The following is a 21,585-nucleotide window of genomic DNA, read 5'->3' on the forward strand; positions in this document are numbered from 1 at the left end:
GGCCAGAGAGACGGGAGAGAGTACGGACGGCGCCGCGCGCCCGCTCCCCCTCCCCCCCCCCCCCCCCCCCCCCCCCCCCCCCCCCCCCCCCCCCCCCCCCCCCGCGTCACGCCCCACCGTCCCGGCCCGGCACCGCGCCGATCATCCGGATCCCCTGCCGGTCGTACGGGACCCGAAGGCGCGTCAGTCGTCCGGGTCGGCCAGGATCTCCGTCCCGCCGTCGGTGCCCCCGTCGTCGGTGCCGTCCACGGTGGCGTCGTCGTCCGAGGGCGGCGGGGCCGGCTGGCAGCTCTGACCGCAGCCGCCGAACCGCTCCGCGTTGATCGGCGTGAACGAGCTCGGGTCGACCTTCCGCAGCGCCGCCAGCATCGTGTCCCTCCAGATCGGCCCCGGGATGCTGGCCCCGGCCACCGAGCCGTAGTACCGCCCGCCGATGGTGACGCCGGTCAGCTTGTACTTCTGCGAGCCGCGCGGGTCGCCCACGCTGACCGCACCGGCCAGGTCCGGGGTGAACCCGGCGAACCAGGCGCTGGCGTAGCCGTCGGTGGTCCCGGTCTTGCCGGCCGCGTCACGCCCGATGCCGCCGACGCCCCGCATCGTGCCCTTGGTGAACACCCCCGACAGCACGTCGGCCGCGGCGTCGGCGACCTCGGGGTCGAGCGCCCGGCGGCACTTGGGCTTGTAGGTGGTGGTCTTGCCGTAGCGGTCGGTGATCCGGGAGATCGCCATCGGCGCGCAGTACTGGCCGCGGGCGGCGATCGCGGCGTAGGCGTTCGCCACCGTCACCGGGTCCATCTCGTTGGTGCCGAGCGTGAACGTCTCGTACTCCTGGAGCTTCAGCCCGTCGGACCGGTGGATGCCCAGCGACTTGGCCACCTTGACCGTCTCGCAGAGCCCGACCCGCTGCTCCAGCGTCATGAAGAAGGTGTTCACCGAACCCCAGGTGCCGGTCTGCAGCGTCCTCCAGCCCGGCGAGCCCTCGTCGTTGGTGACGGTGTGACGCGGGTCGCCGACGGCCTCGCCCGCGCAGTTCCTGAACGCCGAGTAGCTCGGCGCGGTGTACCCGGCGCCGACGCTGAAGCCGTCGTTCACCTTCATGCCCTTCTTCAGGGCGGCGATCAGGGTGAAGGTCTTGAAGGTCGAGCCCGCCTGGAAGCCGACGCCGCCGCCGTGCGCGGCGTCCGCGACCACGTTGTACGACATCTCGTTCCTGGCCTTGCTCCGCCCGTACTTCCGGCTCGCCGCCATGGCCTTGATCGCCCCGGTGCCCGGCTGGACCAGGGCCTCGGACGCGACCTGGTGGTCGGAGGCGTGCACCCACTTCCTGATCGCCCTGTCCGCCGCCGCCTGCATGGACGGGTCGAGCGTGGTCCTGATCGTCAGGCCGCCGCGGTTGAGGAACCCCAGGCGGGCCTTGGCCGTCTTGCCGAAGTCGGGGTTGCTCAGGATCTCGTTGCGGACGTAGATGCAGAAGTACGCGTACCTGCTGGACTCGCATCCGCCGGGGAGCTTCGTGTCCTTGTAGCCGAGCTTGGCGGCCTTGGCCTTCTCCGCCTCGGCCTTGGTGATCTTGCCGAGCTCCGCCATCCGGTTCAGCACGATGTTGCGCCGGTTCAGCAGCCGCTCGCGGTGCTTCCTGCCCAGGTTGGGGTCGGTGGCGTTGGGGTCCTGCACGGCGCCCGCCAGCGTCGCCGCCTGCGGCAGGGTCAGGTCGGCGGCCTTGACGCCGAAGAAGCGCTCGGCCGCGGCCTCGACGCCGTAGGCGCTCGCACCGAAGTAGGCGATGTTCAGGTACTTCTCCAGGATCTGGTCCTTGGTGTACTTCTCCTCCACCGCCATGGCGTGGCGCAGCTCGTTGAGCTTGCGCGCGTAGCTGGCCTCCAGCGCCTTGTTCTGCTCCTCCTCGGTGTCGGCGGCGTTGAGCAGCACCTGCTTGACGTACTGCTGGGTGATGCTCGACCCGCCCTGGCTCACCCCGCCCGACGACAGGTTCTTGGCGAGCGCGCGGATCGTGCCCTCCAGGTCGATGGCGCCGTGCTGGTAGAACCGGTCGTCCTCGATCGAGATGATCGCCGTCTTCATGACCTCGGCCACCTGGTCGAGCCTGACGGCCTCGCGGTACTCCTCGTAGAACCGCGCGATCTCCTTGCCCCTGGCGTCCTGGACGATCGTGACCTCCGCGGGCGGAGGCTCGACGAGCTCCTCGGGCTTGAGGTTGACCTCCTCGACGGCCGACACGATCCCCAGGCCCGCACCGCCCACGGCCGGCAACGCGATCCCCGCGACCAGCACGCCCGCCGCGGCTCCGACGGCGAGCAGGCGTGTGATCTGCGACCCCGTCCCCTGACGGGTCTCCTGCTGGTCCTCACCCCGTTCTGGCATGGGACCAGATTATTGGCTTCAAAAGGTCTTCCGGCACATGACGCACTTATTACCGGCCGCTGGGGGAAGGCGCGGGCGGTCGCCCGGGGCTCGGGTCGTCCGTGACCGCCCCCTCGACAGGGGCGGGTCCCGGGCAGGTGACTCCGCGGTCGGACGGGTCCCGGGCAGGCCGGTCCCGCGCGGCCGGCTCCCGTCGGTGCGGGTCCCCGAGCGGGCCCCGCACGGCCGGGACCTCGGGGAGGAGGACGGACGGGCGTCATCTATTGACCCGCTGTTTCCGACAAGTTAAATTAAGTGTAGAAATAAGCGTTGATTTACTGCCTCACGTAAGTCGCGCCTCATCTGCCGTTGGATTTTTCACCCCCCGGATCCACTGTGGAGACACGCATGAGAGGTCTGTTCCGACCTGCCGCCTTATGGACCGCATCGGCGGTCCTGGCGGCCCTGATCGCCGCCCCGCCCCTTCCCGCATTCGCCGACACGCTGGTGTCGCAGGGCAAGACCGCGACGGCCTCGTCGACCGAGAACGGCGGCACCGCCCCGGCCCTCGCGGTCGACGGCAACACCGCGACCCGCTGGTCCAGCGCGGCCACCGACTCCCAGTGGCTCCAGATCGACCTCGGCGCCTCGACCTCCGTCAGCAGGGTCGTGCTGAACTGGGAGGCCGCCTACGCGAGCGGTTACAAGATCCAGGTCTCCCCGAACGGGACCTCCTGGACGGACCTGAAGACCGTCACCGGCGGCGACGGCGGCATCGACACCTGGGACGTCAGCGGCACCGGCCGCTACGTCCGGATGCTCGGCACCGCGCGGGCCACCGGCTACGGCTACTCGCTGTGGGAGTTCCAGGTCTACAGCGGCACCTCGGACCCGGTGCCCGGCTGCGGGACCGCCAACGCCGCCCTGAACAAGGCCGCCACCGCCTCCTCCACGGAGAACGCCGGCACCCCGGCGAGCGCCGCCTTCGACGGCAACACCGGCACCCGGTGGGCCAGCGCGGCCGCCGACCCGCAGTGGGTCCGGGTGGACCTCGGCTCCACCCGGACCATCTGCAGGATCGACCTGCGCTGGGAGGCCGCGTACGCGTCCGCCTTCAAGCTCCAGTCCTCGGCCGACGGCACCAACTGGACCGACCTGAAGTCGGTCACCGGCGCGACCGGCGGCACGCAGTCGTACGACGTCAGCGGTTCCGGTCGCTACGTGCGGATGCTCGGCACCGCGCGGGCCACCGGCTACGGCTACTCACTGTGGGAGTTCGCCGTGCACACCACCTCGGGTGACGACCCGGTCATCCCCGGCGGCGGGGACCTGGGCCCGAACGTCCACGTCTTCGACCCGTCGACGCCCGCCGCGACCATCCAGAGCCGGCTGGACAGCGTGTTCCAGCAGCAGGAGTCGGCGCAGTTCGGCACCGGGCGGCACGCCTTCCTGTTCAAGCCCGGCTCCTACCCGGTGAACGCCAAGGTCGGCTTCTACACCTCGATCGTGGGCCTGGGCCAGAACCCCGACGACGTCACCCTCAACGGCGTGACCGTGGACGCGGGCTGGTTCGGCGGCAACGCGACCCAGAACTTCTGGCGCTCGACCGAGAACCTGTCGGTGCAGCCCCCCGGCGGCACCAACCAGTGGGCCGTCTCCCAGGCCGCGCCGTTCCGCCGCATGCACATCAAGGGCGCGCTGAACCTGGCCCCCACCGGCTACGGCTGGGCCAGCGGCGGCTACATCGCCGACAGCAAGATCGACGGCGCGGTCGGCCCGTACTCCCAGCAGCAGTGGTACACCCGCGACAGCTCCGTGGGCGGCTGGGTCAACGGCGTGTGGAACATGGTCTTCTCCGGGGTCGAGGGCGCACCCGCCACCGACTTCCTCGGCAAGTCCTACACCACGCTGGACACCACCCCGATCAGCCGCGAGAAGCCCTACCTGTACGTCTCCGGCAACGAGTACCGGGTGTTCGTCCCGGCCAAGCGGACGAACGCGCGCGGCGTGAGCTGGGCGAACGGGTCCACCCCCGGCACCTCGATCCCGCTGTCGCAGTTCTACGTGGCCAAGCCCTCCGACACGGCCGCGCGGATCAACGCCGCGCTCGCCCAGGGCCTGCACCTGCTGCTCACCCCCGGCATCTACAACATCGACCAGCCGATCGCCGTGAACCGGGCGAACACCGTGGTCCTGGGACTCGGCCTGGCGACGCTCATCCCGCGCAACGGGGTCAGCGCGGTCAAGGTGGCCGACGTGGACGGCGTGAAGCTCGCCGGCTTCCTGGTCGACGCGGGCCCGCAGAAGTCCGACGTGCTGATCGAGGTCGGCCCGCAGGGCTCCAGCGCGGACCACGCCGCCAACCCGACCACGCTGCAGGACGTCTTCGTCCGCATCGGCGGCGCCTTCGCCGGCAACGCCACCACCAGCGTCGTGATCAACAGCGATGACGTGATCATCGACCACACCTGGCTCTGGCGCGGCGACCACGGCGAGGGCATCGGCTGGGACGTCAACACCGCCGAGACCGGCCTGATCGTCAACGGTGACGACGTCCTGGCCACCGGCCTGTTCGTCGAGCACTACCGCAAGTACGACGTCGAGTGGTACGGCGAGCGCGGCCGGACGATCTTCTTCCAGAACGAGAAGGCCTACGACCCGCCGAACCAGGCCGCCTACATGAACGGCAGCACCAAGGGATGGGCTGCCTACAAGGTCGGCCCGGCGGTCGACGTCCACGAGGGCTGGGGCATGGGCAGCTACGTCTACTTCAACGTCGACCCGACGATCGAGGTGGAGAACGCCTTCGAGACCCCGGTGAAGCCGGGCGTGAAGTTCCACAGCCTGCTCACCGTCTCCCTCGGCGGCAACGGCCGGATCAACCACGTCATCAACGGCGTCGGCGGCCCCGCCCAGGGCGTCGAGACCATCCCGTCCAAGATCGCCTCTTACCCCTGAGAGACCCCGAGCCCGCCTGATCAGCGGTGGTAACAGCGCTCTCCTCGCTGATCAGGCGTCCACCCCCCGCCGTGGGCCTTCCGTCACCCGGAAGGCCCACGGCCTTTTTCGCGCCCCGGGACGGCGGCCGCTCCCCGGGAGCGGGGCTGTCTACCATGTGGGCAGCGCCCGCGTCCGACGCGCGAGCGGTCCTTCGGAAGGCAGGAGCACCGATGACCACGGCCGACGCATCGATCCCCCGGTTCCACCTGGCCGTGCCCGTCGACGACCTTCGGGCCGCGGGCCGGTTCTACGGCGAGGTGCTGGGCTGCGAGCGGGGACGCGAGTCCGACACCTGGATCGACTGGAACCTGCGCGGCCACCAGTTCGTCACCCACCTCGCCCCGTCCCCGGCGCGGCGGGCGCACAACGCGGTCGACGGCCACGACGTGCCGGTCCCGCACTTCGGCCTGATCCTGGACGTCCCGCGGTTCCACGAACTGGCCGACCGGCTCCGGGCCGCGGGCACCGCGTTCGTCATCGAGCCCTACCTGCGCTTCGAGGGACGGCCCGGCGAGCAGTGGACGATGTTCCTGCTCGACCCGGCCGGCAACGCCCTGGAGTTCAAGGCGTTCGCCGACGAGTCGCAGATCTTCGCGACCTGACCGGCGCGCCCGGCCACCGGCCCGTCCCGCCGCGGCCTGCGAGCCCCCGGCCCCGGATCAGCGCCCGGTGTCCCCCTCCGCGCCGGGCCCGTCCACGGGCCGGGTGAGGCCGGCCAGCTGCCCCCGGGAGGTGATGCCCAGCTTGGGGAACGCCTTGTAGAGGTGGTAGCCGACGGTCCGGGGGCTGAGGAAGAGCCGGGCGGCGATGTCCCGGTTGGAGGCGCCCTCCGCCGCCAGCCGTACGATGTGGCGCTCCTGGGGGGTGAGCACGCTGAGCGGGTCGCCCGCCCTGCGCGGCGCGGCCGGCACGTCCCCGGTCGCGCGCAGCTCGGTGCGGGCACGCTCGGCCCAGGGCTCCGCGCCGAGCCGGTCGAAGGTCTCCAGGGCCTCGCGCAGGCGCGCCCGGGCGTCCGCGCGCCGCCGCGCCCGCCGCAGCCACTCGCCGTAGGCCAGCTGCGTCCTGGCCCGCTCGTACGGCCGGTCGTCCCGCTCGTGCAGGCGCACGGCCGCCGCGAAGTGCGCCTCGTCGTCCTCGACGAGGGCGCGGCAGCGCAGGGCGACCGCGTCCGACGACGGCCGGTGGACGTGCCGCGCCCAGGCCAGGTACCGGGCCAGCGGTTCCCGAGCCCGTTCCGGCCGGCCGGCGCGGACGGCCGCCTCGACCTGGTCGGCGGCCGGGGCGGCGACGGGCGACGGGGGGATCTCCTCCAGCCGCCTCAGGGCGGCCTCCGGATCGCCCAGGCCGAGGTCGAGCACGCCGAGCGCCCAGCGTCCGACGACCGCCGCGAGCGCCAGCCCCTGCCGCTCGGCCCTGGCGACGCCCCGCGTGGCGAGGGCGCGGCAGTCCTCCGTCTCGCCCTGGTGGGCGAGCACCCAGGCCAGGGAGCAGGTCAGATGGGTGAGGCGGTGCTCGTGTCCCAGGTCCGCGGCCAGCCGCAGCCCCGCGTTCAACGTCGCCCTGGCCTCGCCGTAGCGGCCGAGCCACCCCTGGGCGAGTCCCTGGTCGTGGAGCGCCATGGGGAGCCAGCCGATCATCCCGCTCCGCTGGCAGTCCGCCACGATCCGCCCGGCGATCTCCTCGTGACGGCCGGGACGGTCCAGCGGGAGGCACAGGGAGGCGATGAACGTCAGCCCCGGCACCCCCAGTCCCTCTGCGGCGTGGTCGTCGACCGCCCGGCCCATGAGCTCGATCCCGCCCCCGGCGTCACCGCCCAGCAGCCGGGCCAGCCCGAGCGCCCCGTCGACCAGCGACGACTCGACCGCGGGGAGCGCGCGCAGGCTCGCTGCCGCCTCCTCGGCGGACCGCGCGTCACCGGCGAACCAGGCGCAGCGGACGGCCTCCACCAGCAACCAGGTGGCCTGCTCCCGGGAGCGGGCCGCCACCCGGGGGACCCCGTCCATGATGATCCGGCCCGCCGCGAGCGGCGTACCCGACTCGAACTCGCGATGGGTGCGCACCTGGATCAACGCGGTGATCACCCCGGGGTCGTCCACGTCGGGCGCGGCGCGGTCGGCGAGCGCGGCGGCACGGCTCATCAGCCCGGCGTCGCTGGCCGCCAGCGCGGCGGCGGCCAGCCGCGCCGACCGCCGTACCGGATCGGCGGTGAGCTCGGCGGCCCGCTCGTAGGCGGCGGCGACCGCGGCGCCGCCGCCCCGGGTACGCGCCCGTTCCGCGGCCTCCTCCAGCTCCCGCGCCACCGCCTCGTCGGGGCCGAGCGCGGCGGCGGCCAGATGCCAGGCCCGGCGGTCGGCCGCGCCACCGGAGGCCGATCCGGCCAGGGCTCCGGCCAGGGCCCGGTGCGCGGCCAGACGCCGGGTCACCGGCGCGCTCTGGTAGGCGGCCGCCCTGATCAGCGGGTGGCGGAACCCGACGGTCGTCCCGGTGATCTCGACCAGCCGGCTCCGCTCGGCCGACTCCAGGCCGTCCAGGGAGGCGCCCGCGCCCACCACCGTCCCGAGCTCGCCCGAGCCGTCCGCCGCCGCGATCAGCAGCGCGGTGCGCGCCTCCTCGCCGAGCGCGGCCATCTGCGCCTGGAACGCCTCCCTGACCCGGTCGGCGACCGGCATCGCCCCCACCGGTGAGAGCCGCCCCGCCCGCTGCTCGGCGGTGAGCGCGGCGGGAAGCTCGATGAGCGCCAGCGGGTTGCCGCCGGACTCCTCGATCAGGCGCTCGCGCACCTGCGGCGGGAGCCCCGGCGGCAGCAGGGCCGCGGCGGCCTCGCCGTCCAGCCCGCCCAGCGTCAGCTCGGGCAGGCCCGCGGCCTGGAACTCCGGGCGGGCGGCGAAGATCATGACGACGCCCTCGGTGTCGAGGCGCCGGGCGGCGAAGACCAGCGCGTCCAGGGACGCCCGGTCGAACCACTGCGCGTCGTCGACCAGGCAGAGCAGCGCGCCGTCCCCGGCCAGCTCGGAGAGCAGGCTCAGCGTGGCCAGCCCGACCAGGAACCGGTTCTCCGGGGCGGTGTCGTCCAGGCCGAGGGCACCGCGGAGCGCGGCGGCCTGGGCGGCGGGCAGCGCGTGCACGCGGTCGAGCCCGCCGCGCAGGAGGAGGTGGAGCGCGGCGAAGGGCAGCTCGGCCTCGGACTCGATGCCGACGCCGCGCAGCACCCGCATGTCCCGCGCCCGCGCGGCGGCGTGGTCCAGGAGCGCCGACTTGCCGATGCCGGCCTGGCCCCGGACGACCAGGACGCCGCTCCGGCCCGTCCCGGCCTCGGCCAGGAGCCGTTCGATCCGCTCCTGTTCACCCGCCCGTCCGTACAGCACGGTCAGGAACCTACCGTCACGATGACTGATTCGGGCGAGGGCGGACCCGCGTAATTTCATGGTCATCAGCACTTTCGCACCACGAAGGGACCTCCAGATGGCCACCGCAGGTATCACCCGCACCCCCAGGACCGTCACCGACGCCGGGATGCTGCGTCTCGCCCTCAAGGCGGACGCGATCGCCTCGGGCGCCAACGGCGTCCTCTACGTCGCCGCCGCGGCGGTCTTCGGCGAGCTGTTCGGTCTGCCCGCCGCCTTCCTCTACCCGGCCGGGGCCTTCCTGGTCGCCTTCGCGGCGGTCCTGTTCCTGATCGCCTCCCGACCCGCGGTGAGCAGGGTCGCCGTGGGCGTCACGATGGCCGTCAACGTCGCCTGGGTGGCCGCCAGCGTGGAGTCGCTCGTGGCCGGCTGGTTCCCGCTGACCGGCCTCGGCACCGCCCTGGTGATCGCGCAGGCGGTGGCGGTCGCCGGCCTCACCGCGCTGCAGTTCGCCGGCCTGCGCAAGGCCTCCTGAGACGGTGGCCGCCTCCGGCCGCACCGCGGCATCGCCCATCGGCCCGCGCGGGACCGCGTGAGGGGACGCTCGTCGCCCCCGCCGCACCACGGTCACCGGCCCGCGCGGGCCGATCGACAGAGCCGGACGACAGGAACGGCCAGCGCTCCCGCGGCATCGGGACCCACCGGCCCCCACGAGCGGGAACACCCCCTCCCACCTGCGATGTCTCGATCCGGGACCTATCCACGGGTCCAATCACCCCTCAAGGGTTTTGTCCGGTTAAGGTGACGGCACCCGAGCTTTCCCGACGGAGGAAGCGTGCCGATCTTCTTAGCCCGCCTGCTGGTCAGGTTCAGGCTGCTCGGAACGTGGTGGACCCCGGTCCTCGTCTTCAGCCTGGTGTTCGTGACCAGCTGGCCCCTGATGGCGCTCGCGGAGCCCCCGGGCAGCCCGATCGTCGAACCGGCCAACTACTGGTGGTACTTCGTCGTCACCGCCGCGACCGTCGGGTACGGCGACCTGTACCCGGAGTCGGCCCTCGGGCACGTCGTGGGCGTCTACGTCATCATCGGCGGCATCGCGACACTGACGACGGTCTTCACCCGCCTGTCGGCGACCTTGGAACGAGCGAAGGGACGAAGGATGCAGGGCTCCCTCACGGCGGACTCCTCCGGCCACATCGTGCTGCTCGGCTACACGCCCGGACGGACCGAGCAGATGGTGGAGGAGCTGACCGCCGACGGCTCGACCCGCATCGTGCTCTGCGCCGGGAACGACGTGCCCGCCCATCCGATGCCCGACCGCGACATCACGTTCGTACGGGGAGATCCGACCGACGACGGCGTGCTGCGCCGGGCCGGGGTGCACCGGGCCCACAGCGTCCTGGTCGACGCCCGCGACGACAACGAGGCCCTGGCGATCGCGATCACCGCCGCCCACGTCGCCGACGGGGCCCACCTGGTCGTGGCCCTGCGCGACCTGGGCAGGATCCGGCAGATGCGCTACGTCGACGAGCGGGTGCGGTGCGTCCAGTGGCACAGCCCTCACATGATCACCGAGGAGCTGAAGGACCCCGGCATCACCGAGGTCTACACGCAGCTGATGACCCACGGCGGGGCCGACACCTACTCGCTGCGGCTGCCCGGCGCCCTGGGCACGGTCCCGGTCGAGCGCTGCCAGATCGCCCTGGGCCGGCGGTACGGCGCCACCCTGCTCGCCGCGCGCGACGGCGACACCCTGCTGGTCAACCCCGGCTGGCAGACCCTGCTCCCGGCCGGAGCCGTGCTGTACTACGTCGCCTCCCGCAGGCTCACCCCCGACGAGGTCACGGCCGCCCTGCGCGAACCCGCCTGACCTTCCCCGGACAGGTCACGACCCGGCCGGCCTCCCCCGTCGAGGTCACCACCGCCCCGCGCGAACCCGGCCGGCCTCCCCGTCGAGGTCACGGCCGCCCCGCGCGAGCCCGGCCGGTCTCCTCGCGGTCCCGCGCGGGCAGCAGCCGGCTGCCGGGGTCCCCCCAGATCGACGACGGGGTCACGTACGGCCGCAGCAGCGTCACCAGGCCGGTGTCGCCCCGGCCGTTGAGCTCGTCCGACGCCACCCTGCGCGCCACGCCGGCCAGGAAGTCGGCCACCTGGACCCGCGGGTCCGATATGGAGTCGACGAGCCTGAGACCGGCCGGCCGCACCGCCCCGGAACGGCCGGGAACGACCGGACCCCCGGGCGTCCCCGCGAGCTCCGCGAGCCCCGCGAGCTCTGCCGACCGCGCCAGCTCCGTGAGCTCCGTGAGCTCCGTGAGCCGCGCGACCCGCTCCGGCGTCAGCGCGTTGTGCCGGTCGTGGACGATCGAGACGGACGCCCCGTCCCGCCCCCAGTGCAGGACGGCCTGGACGATGGCCGGGATCAGCGGGTCCAGCACCGGCATCGCCGCGTCGCCCGCGGGCCGCCCCCGCAGGAGGTCCGCGTGCGGCCCGGCCCGCGCCAGCGACGCCACGATCCCCGCCACCGGCTCCGGGGCGGCGGCGGACCGCAGGGCGTCCGCCGCCCGGAAGAACGCCTCGGCGGGCGTCCTGGCCCGCACGAGGTCGTTGAACGACTCCAGGAAGGCGTCCCATCGCCGCCGGCCGAACACCTCCCGGCCGTCGCGGTACAGGACCAGGGCCGCCTGCCCGGCGCGCGGGTCCCGGTACGGGCCCCCGTCCACGGGCCGGGCGGCCTGCCCGGTGATCTCCCCGGCCAGCAGCTCGACGAGCCTGCCGACGAGGAGGAACTCCTTGTCGACCAGGTGGACGTGCGCGTTGCCGTGAATCGGCCCCGACGGCCCGAGCAGCCATTCGAGGACGGCCCGGTGCTTCTCGCGGAGCAGGTGGTTCGCCTTGTACTCCACCGCGGGGGACCGGATCCTGTTCCGCGTCTCCTGGACGCACTCCGCGGCCGAGGCGACGCTCAGCCCCACCCCGGCGTGCGCGAAGACGTCGGTGTTCCCGCCGATGAGCTTCTCGCCCTCCGAGCCGGACTCGTCACAGGCGATCTCCAGGAGCCCGCCGGTGGACGCGCTCCCCGCGATCCCCGCGGGGCGTGCCTGATCGTCTCCCACTTCCGGCACCATACCAACGGGCCCACGACCCCGGGAAAGGGTTTTCGGCCGCCCTGCCCGCCGGGCTTCCCGGGCGTGCCACGCCCCGTCCCGGCCCCGTCCCCCGCATCCTGCGCCGTCCTGTGTCGTCGCAGGTCGTCAGGGAAGGAGCAGTCCCCAGTAGAGGGACCAGGGGACGAACACCAGCCCGCCGCAGAGCAGGAGGCCGAGCCGTACCCGTTCCCCCGCGGGGACGGAGGCGGCGTTGCGACGCCAGGCCAGCGCGGTGAGGATCGCCGCGACCACCGAGGCAACCGCCAGGGCCTGCAGCGCCAGCCAGACGAGCGGGCGCCCCGCCAGCACCGGACCGGTGGTGGCCAGCTTGCCTCCCGTCATCAGCAGGTAGGTCAGGTAGCAGAACGATCCCAGCACCGCCGTGAGCCCTCCGGCGCTCAGGAGCCGGGCGGCCCGGGTCACCGGCGTCCGCGAGCGGCCGCGCAGACGGCGCACCAGGGCGATCACCGGATAGGCGGCGAACGCGGCCACGAGCAGCGTCAGCGCCGCCAGCTGGACGTTCGACGACTCCCAGCCGGCCGGAGGATCCATCGGCACCGTCGGGGCGTCCTGCACCGGATCGGGTCCCGACCAGCGCGTCCCGGGCGGCTCGCCCGCGGTGACGCCGTGCACCCAGGAACCGACCAGGGCCGCGTAGCCGGGTGCCAGCTCCGGCAGCCGGGTGACGCCCCCGTCGGGGGTGCGGTGGGCGGCGTGGTCGGCGTTGGCGAAGAACCGGAACGTGTAGTGCCGGTTGCCGCCCTTCTCCAGCGCCTCGGCGAACCCTCGCGGACTCTCCTCGGGCGGGGTGAGCAGGTCGTGGACGCCCCAGATGCCGAGCACCGGCCGGCGTAGCGCGGCGATGACCGGCCTCGGGTCGTAGTAGGGCTCGGGGAACAGGCCGCCGTCCGCGATCATCCGGTACATGTGCGGCTCGGCCCGGTCGACGAGCGAACCGGAGACCCCGGCCTTGCGCAGCCCGGCCGCCACGGCCCAGGTCTGCTGGCGCAGCGGCGGGCCGCTGTTCGCCCCCACGACGATCACGAAGGCGACGTCCCGCGAACGGGAGGCCGCGAGCGGGGCGACCCAGCCCCCCTCGCTGAGCCCCCAGAGGCCGACCTTGGCCGGATCGACGCCCGGCTGGGAACGCAGTGCGGTCACCGCGCCGAGCGCGTCGCTGGCGAGCCGCGCGTAGGACCGCTCGAAGAGCGAGTAGCCCTTCGAGCGCTTGTCGTAGATCAGCACGGACAGCCCCTGGCGGGCGAACTCGACGGCCTCGGTCAGCAGCTTCGTGCGGGGCGTGCCCGTACCCGCCCCGTGCACCAGGACGACGCCCGGCCGGCCGGGTCTCGCCGCGATCGGTGACAGGACCGTGCCGTGCAGCGGCAGCCCCTCCGAGCCGCCGAAACTCACCGGCACCGTCCTCAGGTCGGCGGGAACGACGAGCGGAGGCCCGGCGGACGACGACACCGAGGAGGGCGTCCCGGCAGGTGAGGGCTCCGCGGGCGAAGGGCCCGCTGGAGGCGAGAGGGCCGACAGGAACAGGGCCGCGGTCACGACGAGGAGATGAGGTGTCATATGCCGAACGTACTCTGCAGAGAAGTCTCTGCAAACCCTTTCCTGCAGAGACCCTTCTGTAGGACTAGGCTGCTCATCATGAAGGATGAGGACTCGTTCCTTCTCGACGACCCGGCCCGGCTCAAGGCGCTCGCGCATCCCATGCGCCGGCTCATGCTGCGCCACCTCTCCCTGCACGGCTCGGCGACCTCGACGACCCTCGCCGACCTGCTCGGCGCCAAGACCGGCACCACCAGCTACCACCTGCGGCAGCTGGAGAAGTACGGCTTCGTCGAAGAGGTCCCCGGTCACTCGGCGGGCAGGGAACGCTGGTGGCGCAGGACCGAGGAGCCCAGGGACATGCGGCTGCCCACCCCCGACCTGCTCGCCCCCGAGGACCGTCCCGTGCTCGCGGAGTTCCACCGGATCGGCCTGGAGGAGGATCTCGCGCTCTTCCAGCGCCTTCCCGAGATCTACGAGCGCGAGCCCCACTGGGTCAAGGCGTCACGCGGTATCGCCCGGATGACCGCGCAGGAGTTCGAGGAGTTCTTCGAGGCCTACATGAAGGTGCTGAAAAAGCACAGCCCCCGGGCCGAGGACGCCTCCCCGGACGCGCGGCCGATGTTCGTCCGGCTCTTCGCCTTCCCCGCCGAGGACGGCTGACGGCGACCACCGGGCAGGTCCCGGGAGACGAGTTCCCGGAGCCGAGAACGAAACCCTTCCGGCGTGCATCCAACGGGGCGTGAAACGATCCACCGATCCCGGCCGTCCCGGCCGTCCCGCTCCGACGACGGACCGCGAAGTCTTCCCGCGCCACCGCGTACCCGACCTGCGGGAGGAGGCGGGCGGATGCCGTTCGACGCGCTGATCGACGCCGTCGTGGCGGCCGTCGTCCTCCCCCTGCTCCCGCTCTCCGCCCGTCGTCCCGGGCGGACGCCAGGCGCCCCGGCCGGGTCCGCCAAGACCGTGCGGCCGGAGGCGACCCGCTCACGGCCCGTCGTCCATGCGGCCCCCGGCCCGCTCGCGGCGTCCGCCGACGACTTCGGCGCGACGGTCCTATGGCGCTACCCGGAAGGCGTCCGCCCGGTGCGGCCCTTCACCCCGCGATTCCTCCCGGTGGAAAATTCCATCATGGAAAAGCCGAAAAAAGGTGACTCACAACCGAGCTTCGCACCGGACGGAGCCGTCCACCCGGCACGAATCGACGCATCCTGATCAGCGCGCCCCGAACCCCCTGGCTCGGCTTCCCGGATCAGCGCACCCTGGACGGCGGGACCGTCCAGGTGTTGCAGGCCGCCGGTGACGCGGCGCGGAAACCCCTGTCGAGCCAGGTGGCGATGGTACGGCCCTTGCCGTGGTTGGTGTCGTACCTCTCGTCCCCGTTCCTGCGGGTGAGCTCCAGCAGGTACTCCCAGTCCTCCTCGGTCCGGTCCAGGGAGTCCCAGACGCTGCCGATGAAGACGCCTGCCAGGCACTCGGCCTGCAGCTCGTTCCGGCGGATCTGCTCCCCCAGCTCGCGCTTCCCCTTGTACGGGTGGTAGTCGAAGGCGCGTTCCATCCCGGTGAGGGTCTGGATGTGGTGCCCGTACTCGTGGGCGGCCAACAGGAACAGGACCAGATCGGAGGGGTCCTCGAGGAGGGTGTCGTCCAGCTTGACGAGGAAGCGCCGCTCCCGGCCGCAGTACTGCGCCGCGGCGCTCTTGCTCCAGACGTGCCCGCAGAACCGCCGGGGCTTGACGCCGAACGCGATCCGGGCCTTGGCGAACGGCAGGCCCGCCTGCTGGAGATGGGCGCCCCAGGAGGTGTTGAGGCAGTTCAGCACCGAGGTCAGGTACCGCTTGGCCGAGGCGGCGTGGTTCGGCTTCACCTCCCGCTCCGGGCACTCGCTCGGCTCGAGAGCACCGCTGCGGTAAAGCTTGTTCTTGGTCAGGACCGAATCGCGGATGGGGTAGCGGGCGCCGGGGGCCGGATCCGGGACGGCGCCGTGAGCCGCGCCTGACAACACAAGCAAAAAACTTACAGAAATCGCCACAAGGAGGGGAAAACGCATGATCGGATCTTAGGGGCCGTGAAACACCGAACAAGAATATTTTCGCCTGGTTTCTGCCGATCCGATGGTTTCCGTCCCGTGGACGGAAACCGGGCACGAAGCCGCCATGGACGGGGGCCGGGGGCGTCCGGCAGACTCCGGCCGCACGACACTGCCCGCCCTCGCCGAAGAGGTCGTCACCGCCTACCTCCGGGCGGCCGACGACGAAGCCCCCCGGTCTTGTCGAAGGCCTGTACGAGGGCCGGTTCCACCCCGGCACCGACGGCACGGCTCCCGCCGGCCCCGTCACCTGGCGGACCCTGTCCGGTCACGGCACGACCCTGCGCGGTCCCGAACCCGCCGGACTGGATCTCTGGCACGACCCGCGGGCCCTCGCCGTCTGGGCCGACGACGACCTCGACCGGTACTGGCGCCGGCTCTGCGACCGCGCGTCGAGGCCCTTCAGCGTCTGGGGACAGGCCGCCCTGGGTGGCTACGGCACCGTCTGGATCGTCACCGGCGTGACGCGCCTGCACTTCACCCTGGCCACGGGCGACATCACCTCCAAGGAGGGCGCGTGCCGCCACGCGCTGGAGACCTTCCCGCCGCGCTGGCACCGGGTGGCCGAGGAGGCCCTGCGCATCCGGCGGACGGACCGGGCCCTGCCCACGTTCACCGGCCTCCTCGGCGACATGACGGAGTTCCTGCCCGCCGGGTCCGGCCGGGACCGGCGGTCCCTGTAAGCGCGCCGGTCGTCCCGTCCGCGGGCCGCCGCCGGGCCGCTGGCATGCTTGTCCCATGACCGGATCGACGATGCGCGCCGTCAGCCAGGACGTCCTGGGCGGACCCGAGGTGCTGAAGGTGGTGGAGTGCGAGCGGCCCGTGCCGGGCCCGACCGAGGTGCTGGTACGAGTGCACGCGGCAGGGCTCAACCCCACCGACTGGAAGCACCGCGCCACGGGCGGCCTGCTGGGACGGCCGCCGTTCGTCCTCGGCTGGGACGTCTCCGGTGTCGTGGAGGCCGTCGGCCTGGGGACGGCCGTGTACAAGCCGGGCGACGAGGTCTTCGGCATGCTGCGCTACCCGTACGGCCACGGCGCGTTCGCCGAGTACGTGACCGCCCCCGCCCGGACGTTCGTCCGCAGGCCGCGCGGGATCGACCACGTCCGGGCGGCGGCGCTCCCGCTGGCCGCGCTGACCGCGTGGCAGGCGCTGGTGGACGTCGCGGCGGTGCGGGCCGGTCACCGGGTGCTCGTCCACGCCGCGGCCGGTGGGGTGGGCCACCTCGCGGTGCAGATCGCCAAGGCGCGGGGAGCCCACGTCATCGGCACGGCGAGCGCCGCCAAGCACGACCTGCTGCGCGGGCTGGGGGCCGACGAGCTCGTCGACTACCGGCAGGTGGACTTCGCCGAGACGGTCAGGGACGTCGACGTGGTGCTCGACACGATGGGCGGCGACTACGGCCCCCGCTCGCTGCGCACCATGCGCGAGGGAGGCGTCATCGTGTCGCTCGTCCTGTCCGGCCTGGCCGAGGGGTTCGGCGCCCAGGCCGAGGCGGCGGGCGTCCGCGCCGAGTCCATGCTCGTGGAGCCCGATCACGCCGCGCTGAGGGCGATCGCCGCGCTGGCCGAGGCGGGCAGGCTGCGCGCCGAGATCGACACGGTGCTCCCGCTGGAGCAGGCCGCCGAGGCGCACGCGCGCGGCGAGACCGGCCGCACCACCGGCAAGATCGTTCTCACCGTCGCCTCCCCCGGGACGAGCGAGCCCGGAGTCCGGTGAGCCCGTGCTCCGGCGGTCCCGGACCCGGGACGGGCCGCGCGTCGGGTCCGATGACCAGGCCGGTCCGTCCGTCGAGCGAGGCGTCGCCCGCGGCGAGCTGCCGGCGGGCGACCTCCAGCACCCGCGCGCGGTTGCGCGCGGCGTCCGCCCGCAACGCCGTCCCCCGTTCAGCACCGGACGCCACAGCCTCGGCCTCGTCGTCCGCCGATTCCCCGCCCGCGTCGCGATGGCCGGATCTGCAAGACATGTGTCCTTGCGGCCGTCACCGCCGGTGGCCAAGGATGACGGCATGCCACACCGCGTCGTCATCGTCGTCTTCGACGGCTTCCAGTTGCTCGATCTCGCGGGCCCGGCCGACGTGTTCTCCGCGGCCGGGCTGCTGGACCCGGGTGCCGCCTACCGGGTGGAGACCACGGCCGCCCAGGCCGGGGCCGTGCGCTCCCTGTCCGGCGTCACCGTCCACGCCGGGACGCCGCTGCGGGACGTCCGGGGGCCGATCGGCACGCTGCTGGTGGTCGGCGGCCTTCCCACCCCCGCGGGCCTGGACGGCACCGCGGCGCTGATCCCGGAGCTCCGCAGGCTCGCCGGGGAGTCGGACCGCGTCGGGTCCATCTGCTCGGGCACGTTGCTGCTGGCCGAGGCCGGTCTGCTGGAGGGACGGCGGGCGACCACCCACTGGGCCGTGGGGGACATGCTCGCCCGCGACCATCCGGACGTGCGGGTGGACGCCGACCGCATCTACGTACGCGACGGCGACGTGTGGACGTCGGCGGGGGTCACCTCGGGGATCGATCTCGCCCTCGCCCTCGTCGCCCACGACCACGGGCACGACCTGGCCAGGGAGATCTCCCGCTGGCTGGTCGTGTACCTGCAACGGCCCGGCGGGCAGAGCCAGTTCAGCACGCCGCTGAGCACGCGGACGCCGAAGCGCGAGCCGTTGCGCGACCTGCAGGGGTGGATCGAGGAGAACCTGGACGCCGACCTGTCGGTGCAGGTCCTCGCGGAACACGTGAACACGAGTGTCCGCCACTTCTCACGCGTGTTCGCCGCCGAGGTCGGCATGACGCCCGCCCGGTACGTCGAACACGCGCGGACCGCGGCGGCCAGACGGCTGCTGGAGAGCGGCGACGAGCCGCTCGACCGGATCGCCGTCCGGGTCGGCCTCGGCACACCGGAGACCCTCTACCGGGTCTTCCGGCGCCACCTCACGATCTCGCCGGGAGAGTACCGGCGCCGTTTCCACGCCACGGAGAACCGACATGCAGATCGCCATCCCCCTGTACGCGGGCTATGACGCCGCGGACGCCCTGGGGCCGTACTTCGTCCTGCGCCACATCCCCGGCGCCACGGTCACCTTCGTGGCCGAGCGGCCGGGCGTCGTCGCCGACCAGGGGGTCACGCTGACGGCCACCGCCTCCTTCGCCGACGTGCCCGCACCCGACGTCCTGGTGGTGCCGGGCACCGCGGACGTGATGCGCAGCACGGCCGACCAGGAGCTGATCCGGTACGTGAGGACGGCCCATCCGACCACCACGTGGACCACGTCGGTGTGCGTGGGCTCGCTCACGCTCGGCGCGGCGGGCCTGCTGGAGGGGGTCAGGGCGACCACCCACTGGGTGGCCCGCGACCTGCTCGCGGGGTTCGGAGCGCTGCCGGTCGACGAACGCTTCGTCACGGAAGGAAAGATCATCACCTCGGGCGGGGTGCTGGCCGGTATCGACATGGCCCTCCACCTCGCGTCCCTGCTGGCGGACGAGGAGACGGCCATGGCGATCCAGCTCGGCCTGGAGTACGCGCCCCGGCCGCCGTTCGACGCCGGGACGCCCGAGACCGCCCCCGCGGGGGTCGTCGAACTGGTGCGCTCCCTCCTGAGGAGCACCTGAACCCTCGCCCGGACACCGGGGCGCCAGACGCCCGGACACGGGGACGTCCGGACGCCCGAACACGGGGACGTCCGGACGCCCGGACACCGAGGCGCGGGGACGTCCGGACGCACCCCCGCCCGGGCGCGTCCTCACGTCCCCGGACGCGTCCTCACGTCGTCCTGCCCCTGGCGCGGAAGGCCGCGGTCTTGACGCGGTTCTGGCAGGCCGTGCCGCAGAAGCGGCGGGTGCCGTTGCGCGACACGTCCACGTACACCCGGTCGCAGTGCGGCGCCGTGCACACGCCGAGGCGGTCGCGGAAGTCGCCGCCCAGCACGATCGCGAGCCCGGTGGCGCAGCTCGCCGCCAGGTCACCGGCGACGGTGCCGCCACGGCCGTGGAAGTGCAGGTGCCACGGCTCCCCGTCGTGCCGCTCGAGCAGCGGACGGGCGCGGGTGTCGTCCAGGAGGGCGTTGACCCGCAGGGCCGCCGTGTCGACGTCCCCCGCGGTCACGGCCTCGAAGACCGCGCGCAGCCGGGCCGCGGTCCCGGCGAGCTCGGCGGCCTCCTCCTCGGTGACCTCCCGCTGGCCCGGATAACCGGTCCGCAGGCCCTCGGTGACGGCGGCGACGAGATCGCGCGGCGCCTGGAAGGGGCGGCCCCGCCGCTCCCCGGGGGTCAGCTCGTTGACCAGACCCACCGCCATCCGGACGATCGCATCGGTGTGACTGTTGAAATCCACTTGACCAGTTACCTGTTCGCGTTTTAGTTTGTGACTGCCGAAAGCTTATATGACAGTCACAAGGAGACGATGGTGCTCACCCACGATGCCGCACGCGAATGGATCGCACGCTGGGACCGCCAGCAGGAGGGCTACCTGCCCGACCGGGAGGAGCGGTTCACCGCGCTGATCGACGCCGTCGAGGCGCTGGGCCGTCCCGATCCGCTGGTCGTCGACCTCGGCTGCGGGCCGGGCTCGCTGTCGGCGCGTCTGCTGGAACGGATACCCGGGGCGACGGTGGTCCCGGTCGACGCCGACCCGCTGCTGATCGGCCTCGGCCGGGCCGCCTACCCGCACCTCAGGTTCGTCTCCCTCGACCTGCGCACCCCCGGGTGGGCGGGCTCCCTGGGCCTGGACCGGCCGGCCGACGCCGCGGTGAGCACCACCGCCCTGCACTGGATCTCCGCGTCCGACCTTCCGAAGATGTACGCCGAACTGGCGACCGTGCTGCGGCCGGGCGGGCTCCTGCTCAACGGCGACCACATGGAGACCGACGACACCGCCCCCGTCATCGCCCGCCTCGAACGCGCCGTGCACGAGCGGGCCACCGAGCGCCTGTTCGCCGACGGGCGTCCGGAGGACTGGCGCCAGTGGTGGGACGCGGTCGCCGCCGACCCCGCGTTCGCCGAGCTCAACTCCGCCCGCGCCACCGCGGGGGCCGACCACCACGGTTCGGAGTCCCCCCTGCTCTCCTCGCACGTCGACGCCCTGCGCGACGCCGGTTTCACCGAGATCGGCTGCCTGTGGCAGCGCGGCGACAACCGCCTCCTGTGCGCCGTCCGCGGCTGATCGGTCACCCGTCCGGGGAGGAATCGCCGCGGTCACCGGTGGTCGCTTGACATTATGCAGGCAAATGCCTGCATAATTCTCCATGTGGCTGCGGATACGGACAAGGTCTTCAAGGCGCTGGCGGACCAGACGCGGCGATACCTCCTGGACAGGCTTCACGAGCACAACGGGCAGACGCTGAGCGAGCTGTGCGAGCACCTCGACATGGCACGCCAGTCGGTGACCCAGCACGTGGCCCTGCTCGAGGCCGCCAACCTGGTCAGCACGGTCCGGCGGGGGCGAGAGAAGCTGCACTACCTCAACCCCGTCCCCCTCCACGAGATCCAGGAACGGTGGATCGACAAGTTCGAGCGTCCACGCCTCCGGGCGCTGAGCGCCCTGAAGCGACGAGCAGAGGAGCACGACATGAGCGACACGCTGACCACCGGCACGCCCACCTTCGTGTACGTCACCTACATCCAGAGCACCCCGGAGAAGGTCTGGCACGCCCTGACCGACGCCGACCTCACCGCCGAGTACTGGGGCCACAGCAACGTCTCGGACTGGCAGGCCGGCTCCACCTGGCAGCACGTGCGCACCGACGGGTCGGGGGTCGCCGACGTCACCGGCACGGTCGTGGAGACCGTGCCGCCCAAGCGGCTGGTGATCACCTTCGGCGAGCCGTCCCAGGTCACGTTCGAGATCGAGCCCTACGGCGAGATCGTCCGGCTCACCGTCACCCACGAGAACCTGGCCACCCGGGACGACTACGACCAGATCTCCCTCGGATGGCCGGCCGTGATGGCCAACCTCAAGTCCCTCCTGGAGACCGGGCACGTCCTGCCGCAGGCCCCCTGGGAGATGCACGCGGAGGCCCGGTCCGAGCAGATGGCGAAGAACGACCGCCAGGGGTCGTGACCCTCACCGGGACACCGCGCGGGGGCACCGTACGGGGCCT

18 protein-coding genes are annotated in these 21,585 nt (G+C 72.8%); 12 read left to right on the forward strand and 6 right to left on the reverse strand.

Going from position 1 to position 21,585, the window contains the following annotated elements:
- Positions 1-183 precede the first annotated feature (183 nt).
- A complete protein-coding gene (locus tag ACZ6RT_RS03545; RefSeq protein WP_399185434.1) occupies positions 184-2,382 on the reverse strand; it encodes a transglycosylase domain-containing protein in 2,199 nt (732 codons plus the stop codon).
- Between the two features lie 387 nt (positions 2,383-2,769).
- Here ACZ6RT_RS03545 and ACZ6RT_RS03550 point away from each other — a divergent pair, with 387 nt between their 5' ends.
- Positions 2,770-5,319 (forward strand): discoidin domain-containing protein, encoded by a 2,550-nt coding sequence (locus ACZ6RT_RS03550; RefSeq protein ID WP_399185433.1) that lies wholly within the window; start codon positions 2,770-2,772, stop codon positions 5,317-5,319.
- A 212-nt stretch (positions 5,320-5,531) separates the two neighbouring features.
- Positions 5,532-5,963, forward strand: coding sequence for a VOC family protein (locus ACZ6RT_RS03555; protein WP_470152128.1), 432 nt, complete (start codon positions 5,532-5,534; stop codon positions 5,961-5,963).
- Between the two features lie 57 nt (positions 5,964-6,020).
- Here ACZ6RT_RS03555 and ACZ6RT_RS03560 read toward each other — a convergent pair whose 3' ends face one another.
- Positions 6,021-8,726 carry a helix-turn-helix transcriptional regulator gene (locus tag ACZ6RT_RS03560; RefSeq protein WP_470152129.1) on the reverse strand — a complete coding sequence of 902 codons (2,706 nt, stop codon included), beginning with the start codon at positions 8,724-8,726 and terminating at the stop codon, positions 6,021-6,023.
- Positions 8,727-8,823: 97 nt separating this feature from the next.
- Here ACZ6RT_RS03560 and ACZ6RT_RS03565 point away from each other — a divergent pair, with 97 nt between their 5' ends.
- Both ACZ6RT_RS03565 and ACZ6RT_RS03570 read left to right on the forward strand, forming a co-directional pair.
- A complete protein-coding gene (locus ACZ6RT_RS03565) occupies positions 8,824-9,240 on the forward strand; it encodes a hypothetical protein (RefSeq protein ID WP_470152130.1) in 417 nt (138 codons plus the stop codon).
- 300 nt (positions 9,241-9,540) lie between these two features.
- Positions 9,541-10,575 (forward strand): ion channel, encoded by a 1,035-nt coding sequence (locus ACZ6RT_RS03570; RefSeq protein WP_399185427.1) that lies wholly within the window; start codon positions 9,541-9,543, stop codon positions 10,573-10,575.
- Between the two features lie 88 nt (positions 10,576-10,663).
- Here ACZ6RT_RS03570 and ACZ6RT_RS03575 read toward each other — a convergent pair whose 3' ends face one another.
- Together ACZ6RT_RS03575 and ACZ6RT_RS03580 are read right to left on the reverse strand one after the other, a co-directional pair.
- Complete coding sequence (locus tag ACZ6RT_RS03575) at positions 10,664-11,818, reverse strand: hypothetical protein (RefSeq protein ID WP_470152131.1); 1,155 nt, start codon at positions 11,816-11,818, stop codon at positions 10,664-10,666.
- A 138-nt stretch (positions 11,819-11,956) separates the two neighbouring features.
- Positions 11,957-13,429 carry an alpha/beta hydrolase family protein gene (locus tag ACZ6RT_RS03580; protein WP_470152132.1) on the reverse strand — a complete coding sequence of 491 codons (1,473 nt, stop codon included), beginning with the start codon at positions 13,427-13,429 and terminating at the stop codon, positions 11,957-11,959.
- 78 nt (positions 13,430-13,507) lie between these two features.
- On the opposite strand from ACZ6RT_RS03580, the gene ACZ6RT_RS03585 reads away from it, so the two are divergent.
- Positions 13,508-14,071, forward strand: coding sequence for an ArsR/SmtB family transcription factor (locus tag ACZ6RT_RS03585; protein WP_470152133.1), 564 nt, complete (start codon positions 13,508-13,510; stop codon positions 14,069-14,071).
- A gap of 186 nt (positions 14,072-14,257) precedes the next feature.
- Positions 14,258-14,623: a hypothetical protein gene (locus ACZ6RT_RS03590; RefSeq protein WP_470152134.1), complete on the forward strand. Its 366-nt coding sequence runs from the start codon at positions 14,258-14,260 to the stop codon at positions 14,621-14,623.
- Positions 14,624-14,660: 37 nt separating this feature from the next.
- Here the strand turns inward: ACZ6RT_RS03590 and ACZ6RT_RS03595 are convergent, their stop codons facing one another.
- Complete coding sequence (locus ACZ6RT_RS03595; protein WP_470152135.1) at positions 14,661-15,275, reverse strand: neutral zinc metallopeptidase; 615 nt, start codon at positions 15,273-15,275, stop codon at positions 14,661-14,663.
- Between the two features lie 671 nt (positions 15,276-15,946).
- Between ACZ6RT_RS03595 and ACZ6RT_RS03600 the strand changes: the two genes are divergently transcribed.
- From ACZ6RT_RS03600 to ACZ6RT_RS03615, 4 genes are all read left to right on the forward strand, one after another.
- Positions 15,947-16,180, forward strand: a complete 234-nt coding sequence (locus tag ACZ6RT_RS03600; protein ID WP_470152289.1) for an aminoglycoside adenylyltransferase domain-containing protein — start codon at positions 15,947-15,949, stop codon at positions 16,178-16,180.
- 55 nt (positions 16,181-16,235) lie between these two features.
- Positions 16,236-17,216, forward strand: a complete 981-nt coding sequence (locus ACZ6RT_RS03605; protein WP_470152136.1) for an NADP-dependent oxidoreductase — start codon at positions 16,236-16,238, stop codon at positions 17,214-17,216.
- Positions 17,217-17,505: 289 nt separating this feature from the next.
- A complete protein-coding gene (locus ACZ6RT_RS03610; protein WP_399185417.1) occupies positions 17,506-18,510 on the forward strand; it encodes a GlxA family transcriptional regulator in 1,005 nt (334 codons plus the stop codon).
- Complete coding sequence (locus tag ACZ6RT_RS03615; RefSeq protein WP_470152137.1) at positions 18,476-19,099, forward strand: DJ-1/PfpI family protein; 624 nt, start codon at positions 18,476-18,478, stop codon at positions 19,097-19,099. Before ACZ6RT_RS03610 ends, ACZ6RT_RS03615 begins: the two co-directional genes overlap by 35 nt.
- A gap of 151 nt (positions 19,100-19,250) precedes the next feature.
- On the opposite strand, the gene ACZ6RT_RS03620 is transcribed toward ACZ6RT_RS03615, so the two are convergent.
- On the reverse strand, positions 19,251-19,820 hold the full coding sequence (locus ACZ6RT_RS03620; RefSeq protein WP_470152138.1) for a CGNR zinc finger domain-containing protein: 570 nt from the start codon (positions 19,818-19,820) through the stop codon (positions 19,251-19,253).
- Positions 19,821-19,889: 69 nt separating this feature from the next.
- On the opposite strand from ACZ6RT_RS03620, the gene ACZ6RT_RS03625 reads away from it, so the two are divergent.
- Positions 19,890-20,648: a class I SAM-dependent methyltransferase gene (locus ACZ6RT_RS03625; RefSeq protein WP_470152139.1), complete on the forward strand. Its 759-nt coding sequence runs from the start codon at positions 19,890-19,892 to the stop codon at positions 20,646-20,648.
- An 84-nt stretch (positions 20,649-20,732) separates the two neighbouring features.
- On the forward strand, positions 20,733-21,545 hold the full coding sequence (locus ACZ6RT_RS03630; protein ID WP_399185413.1) for an ArsR/SmtB family transcription factor: 813 nt from the start codon (positions 20,733-20,735) through the stop codon (positions 21,543-21,545).
- The last annotated feature ends 40 nt before the right edge of the window (positions 21,546-21,585 follow it).

Source organism: Streptosporangium sp. NPDC050148 (assembly GCF_055586505.1).

Bases quoted from the DNA above. Each gene is read 5' to 3' on its own strand.
- ACZ6RT_RS03545 (WP_399185434.1), bottom strand. From the start codon at position 2,382: ATGCCAGAACGGGGTGAGGACCAGCAGGAGACCCGTCAGGGGACGGGG.
- ACZ6RT_RS03550 (WP_399185433.1), top strand. From the start codon at position 2,770: ATGAGAGGTCTGTTCCGACCTGCCGCCTTATGGACCGCATCGGCGGTC.
- ACZ6RT_RS03555 (WP_470152128.1), top strand. From the start codon at position 5,532: ATGACCACGGCCGACGCATCGATCCCCCGGTTCCACCTGGCCGTGCCC.
- ACZ6RT_RS03565 (WP_470152130.1), top strand. From the start codon at position 8,824: ATGGCCACCGCAGGTATCACCCGCACCCCCAGGACCGTCACCGACGCC.
- ACZ6RT_RS03580 (WP_470152132.1), bottom strand. From the start codon at position 13,429: ATGACACCTCATCTCCTCGTCGTGACCGCGGCCCTGTTCCTGTCGGCC.
- ACZ6RT_RS03585 (WP_470152133.1), top strand. From the start codon at position 13,508: ATGAAGGATGAGGACTCGTTCCTTCTCGACGACCCGGCCCGGCTCAAG.
- ACZ6RT_RS03590 (WP_470152134.1), top strand. From the start codon at position 14,258: ATGCCGTTCGACGCGCTGATCGACGCCGTCGTGGCGGCCGTCGTCCTC.
- ACZ6RT_RS03605 (WP_470152136.1), top strand. From the start codon at position 16,236: ATGACCGGATCGACGATGCGCGCCGTCAGCCAGGACGTCCTGGGCGGA.
- ACZ6RT_RS03610 (WP_399185417.1), top strand. From the start codon at position 17,506: ATGCCACACCGCGTCGTCATCGTCGTCTTCGACGGCTTCCAGTTGCTC.
- ACZ6RT_RS03615 (WP_470152137.1), top strand. From the start codon at position 18,476: ATGCAGATCGCCATCCCCCTGTACGCGGGCTATGACGCCGCGGACGCC.
- ACZ6RT_RS03625 (WP_470152139.1), top strand. From the start codon at position 19,890: ATGGTGCTCACCCACGATGCCGCACGCGAATGGATCGCACGCTGGGAC.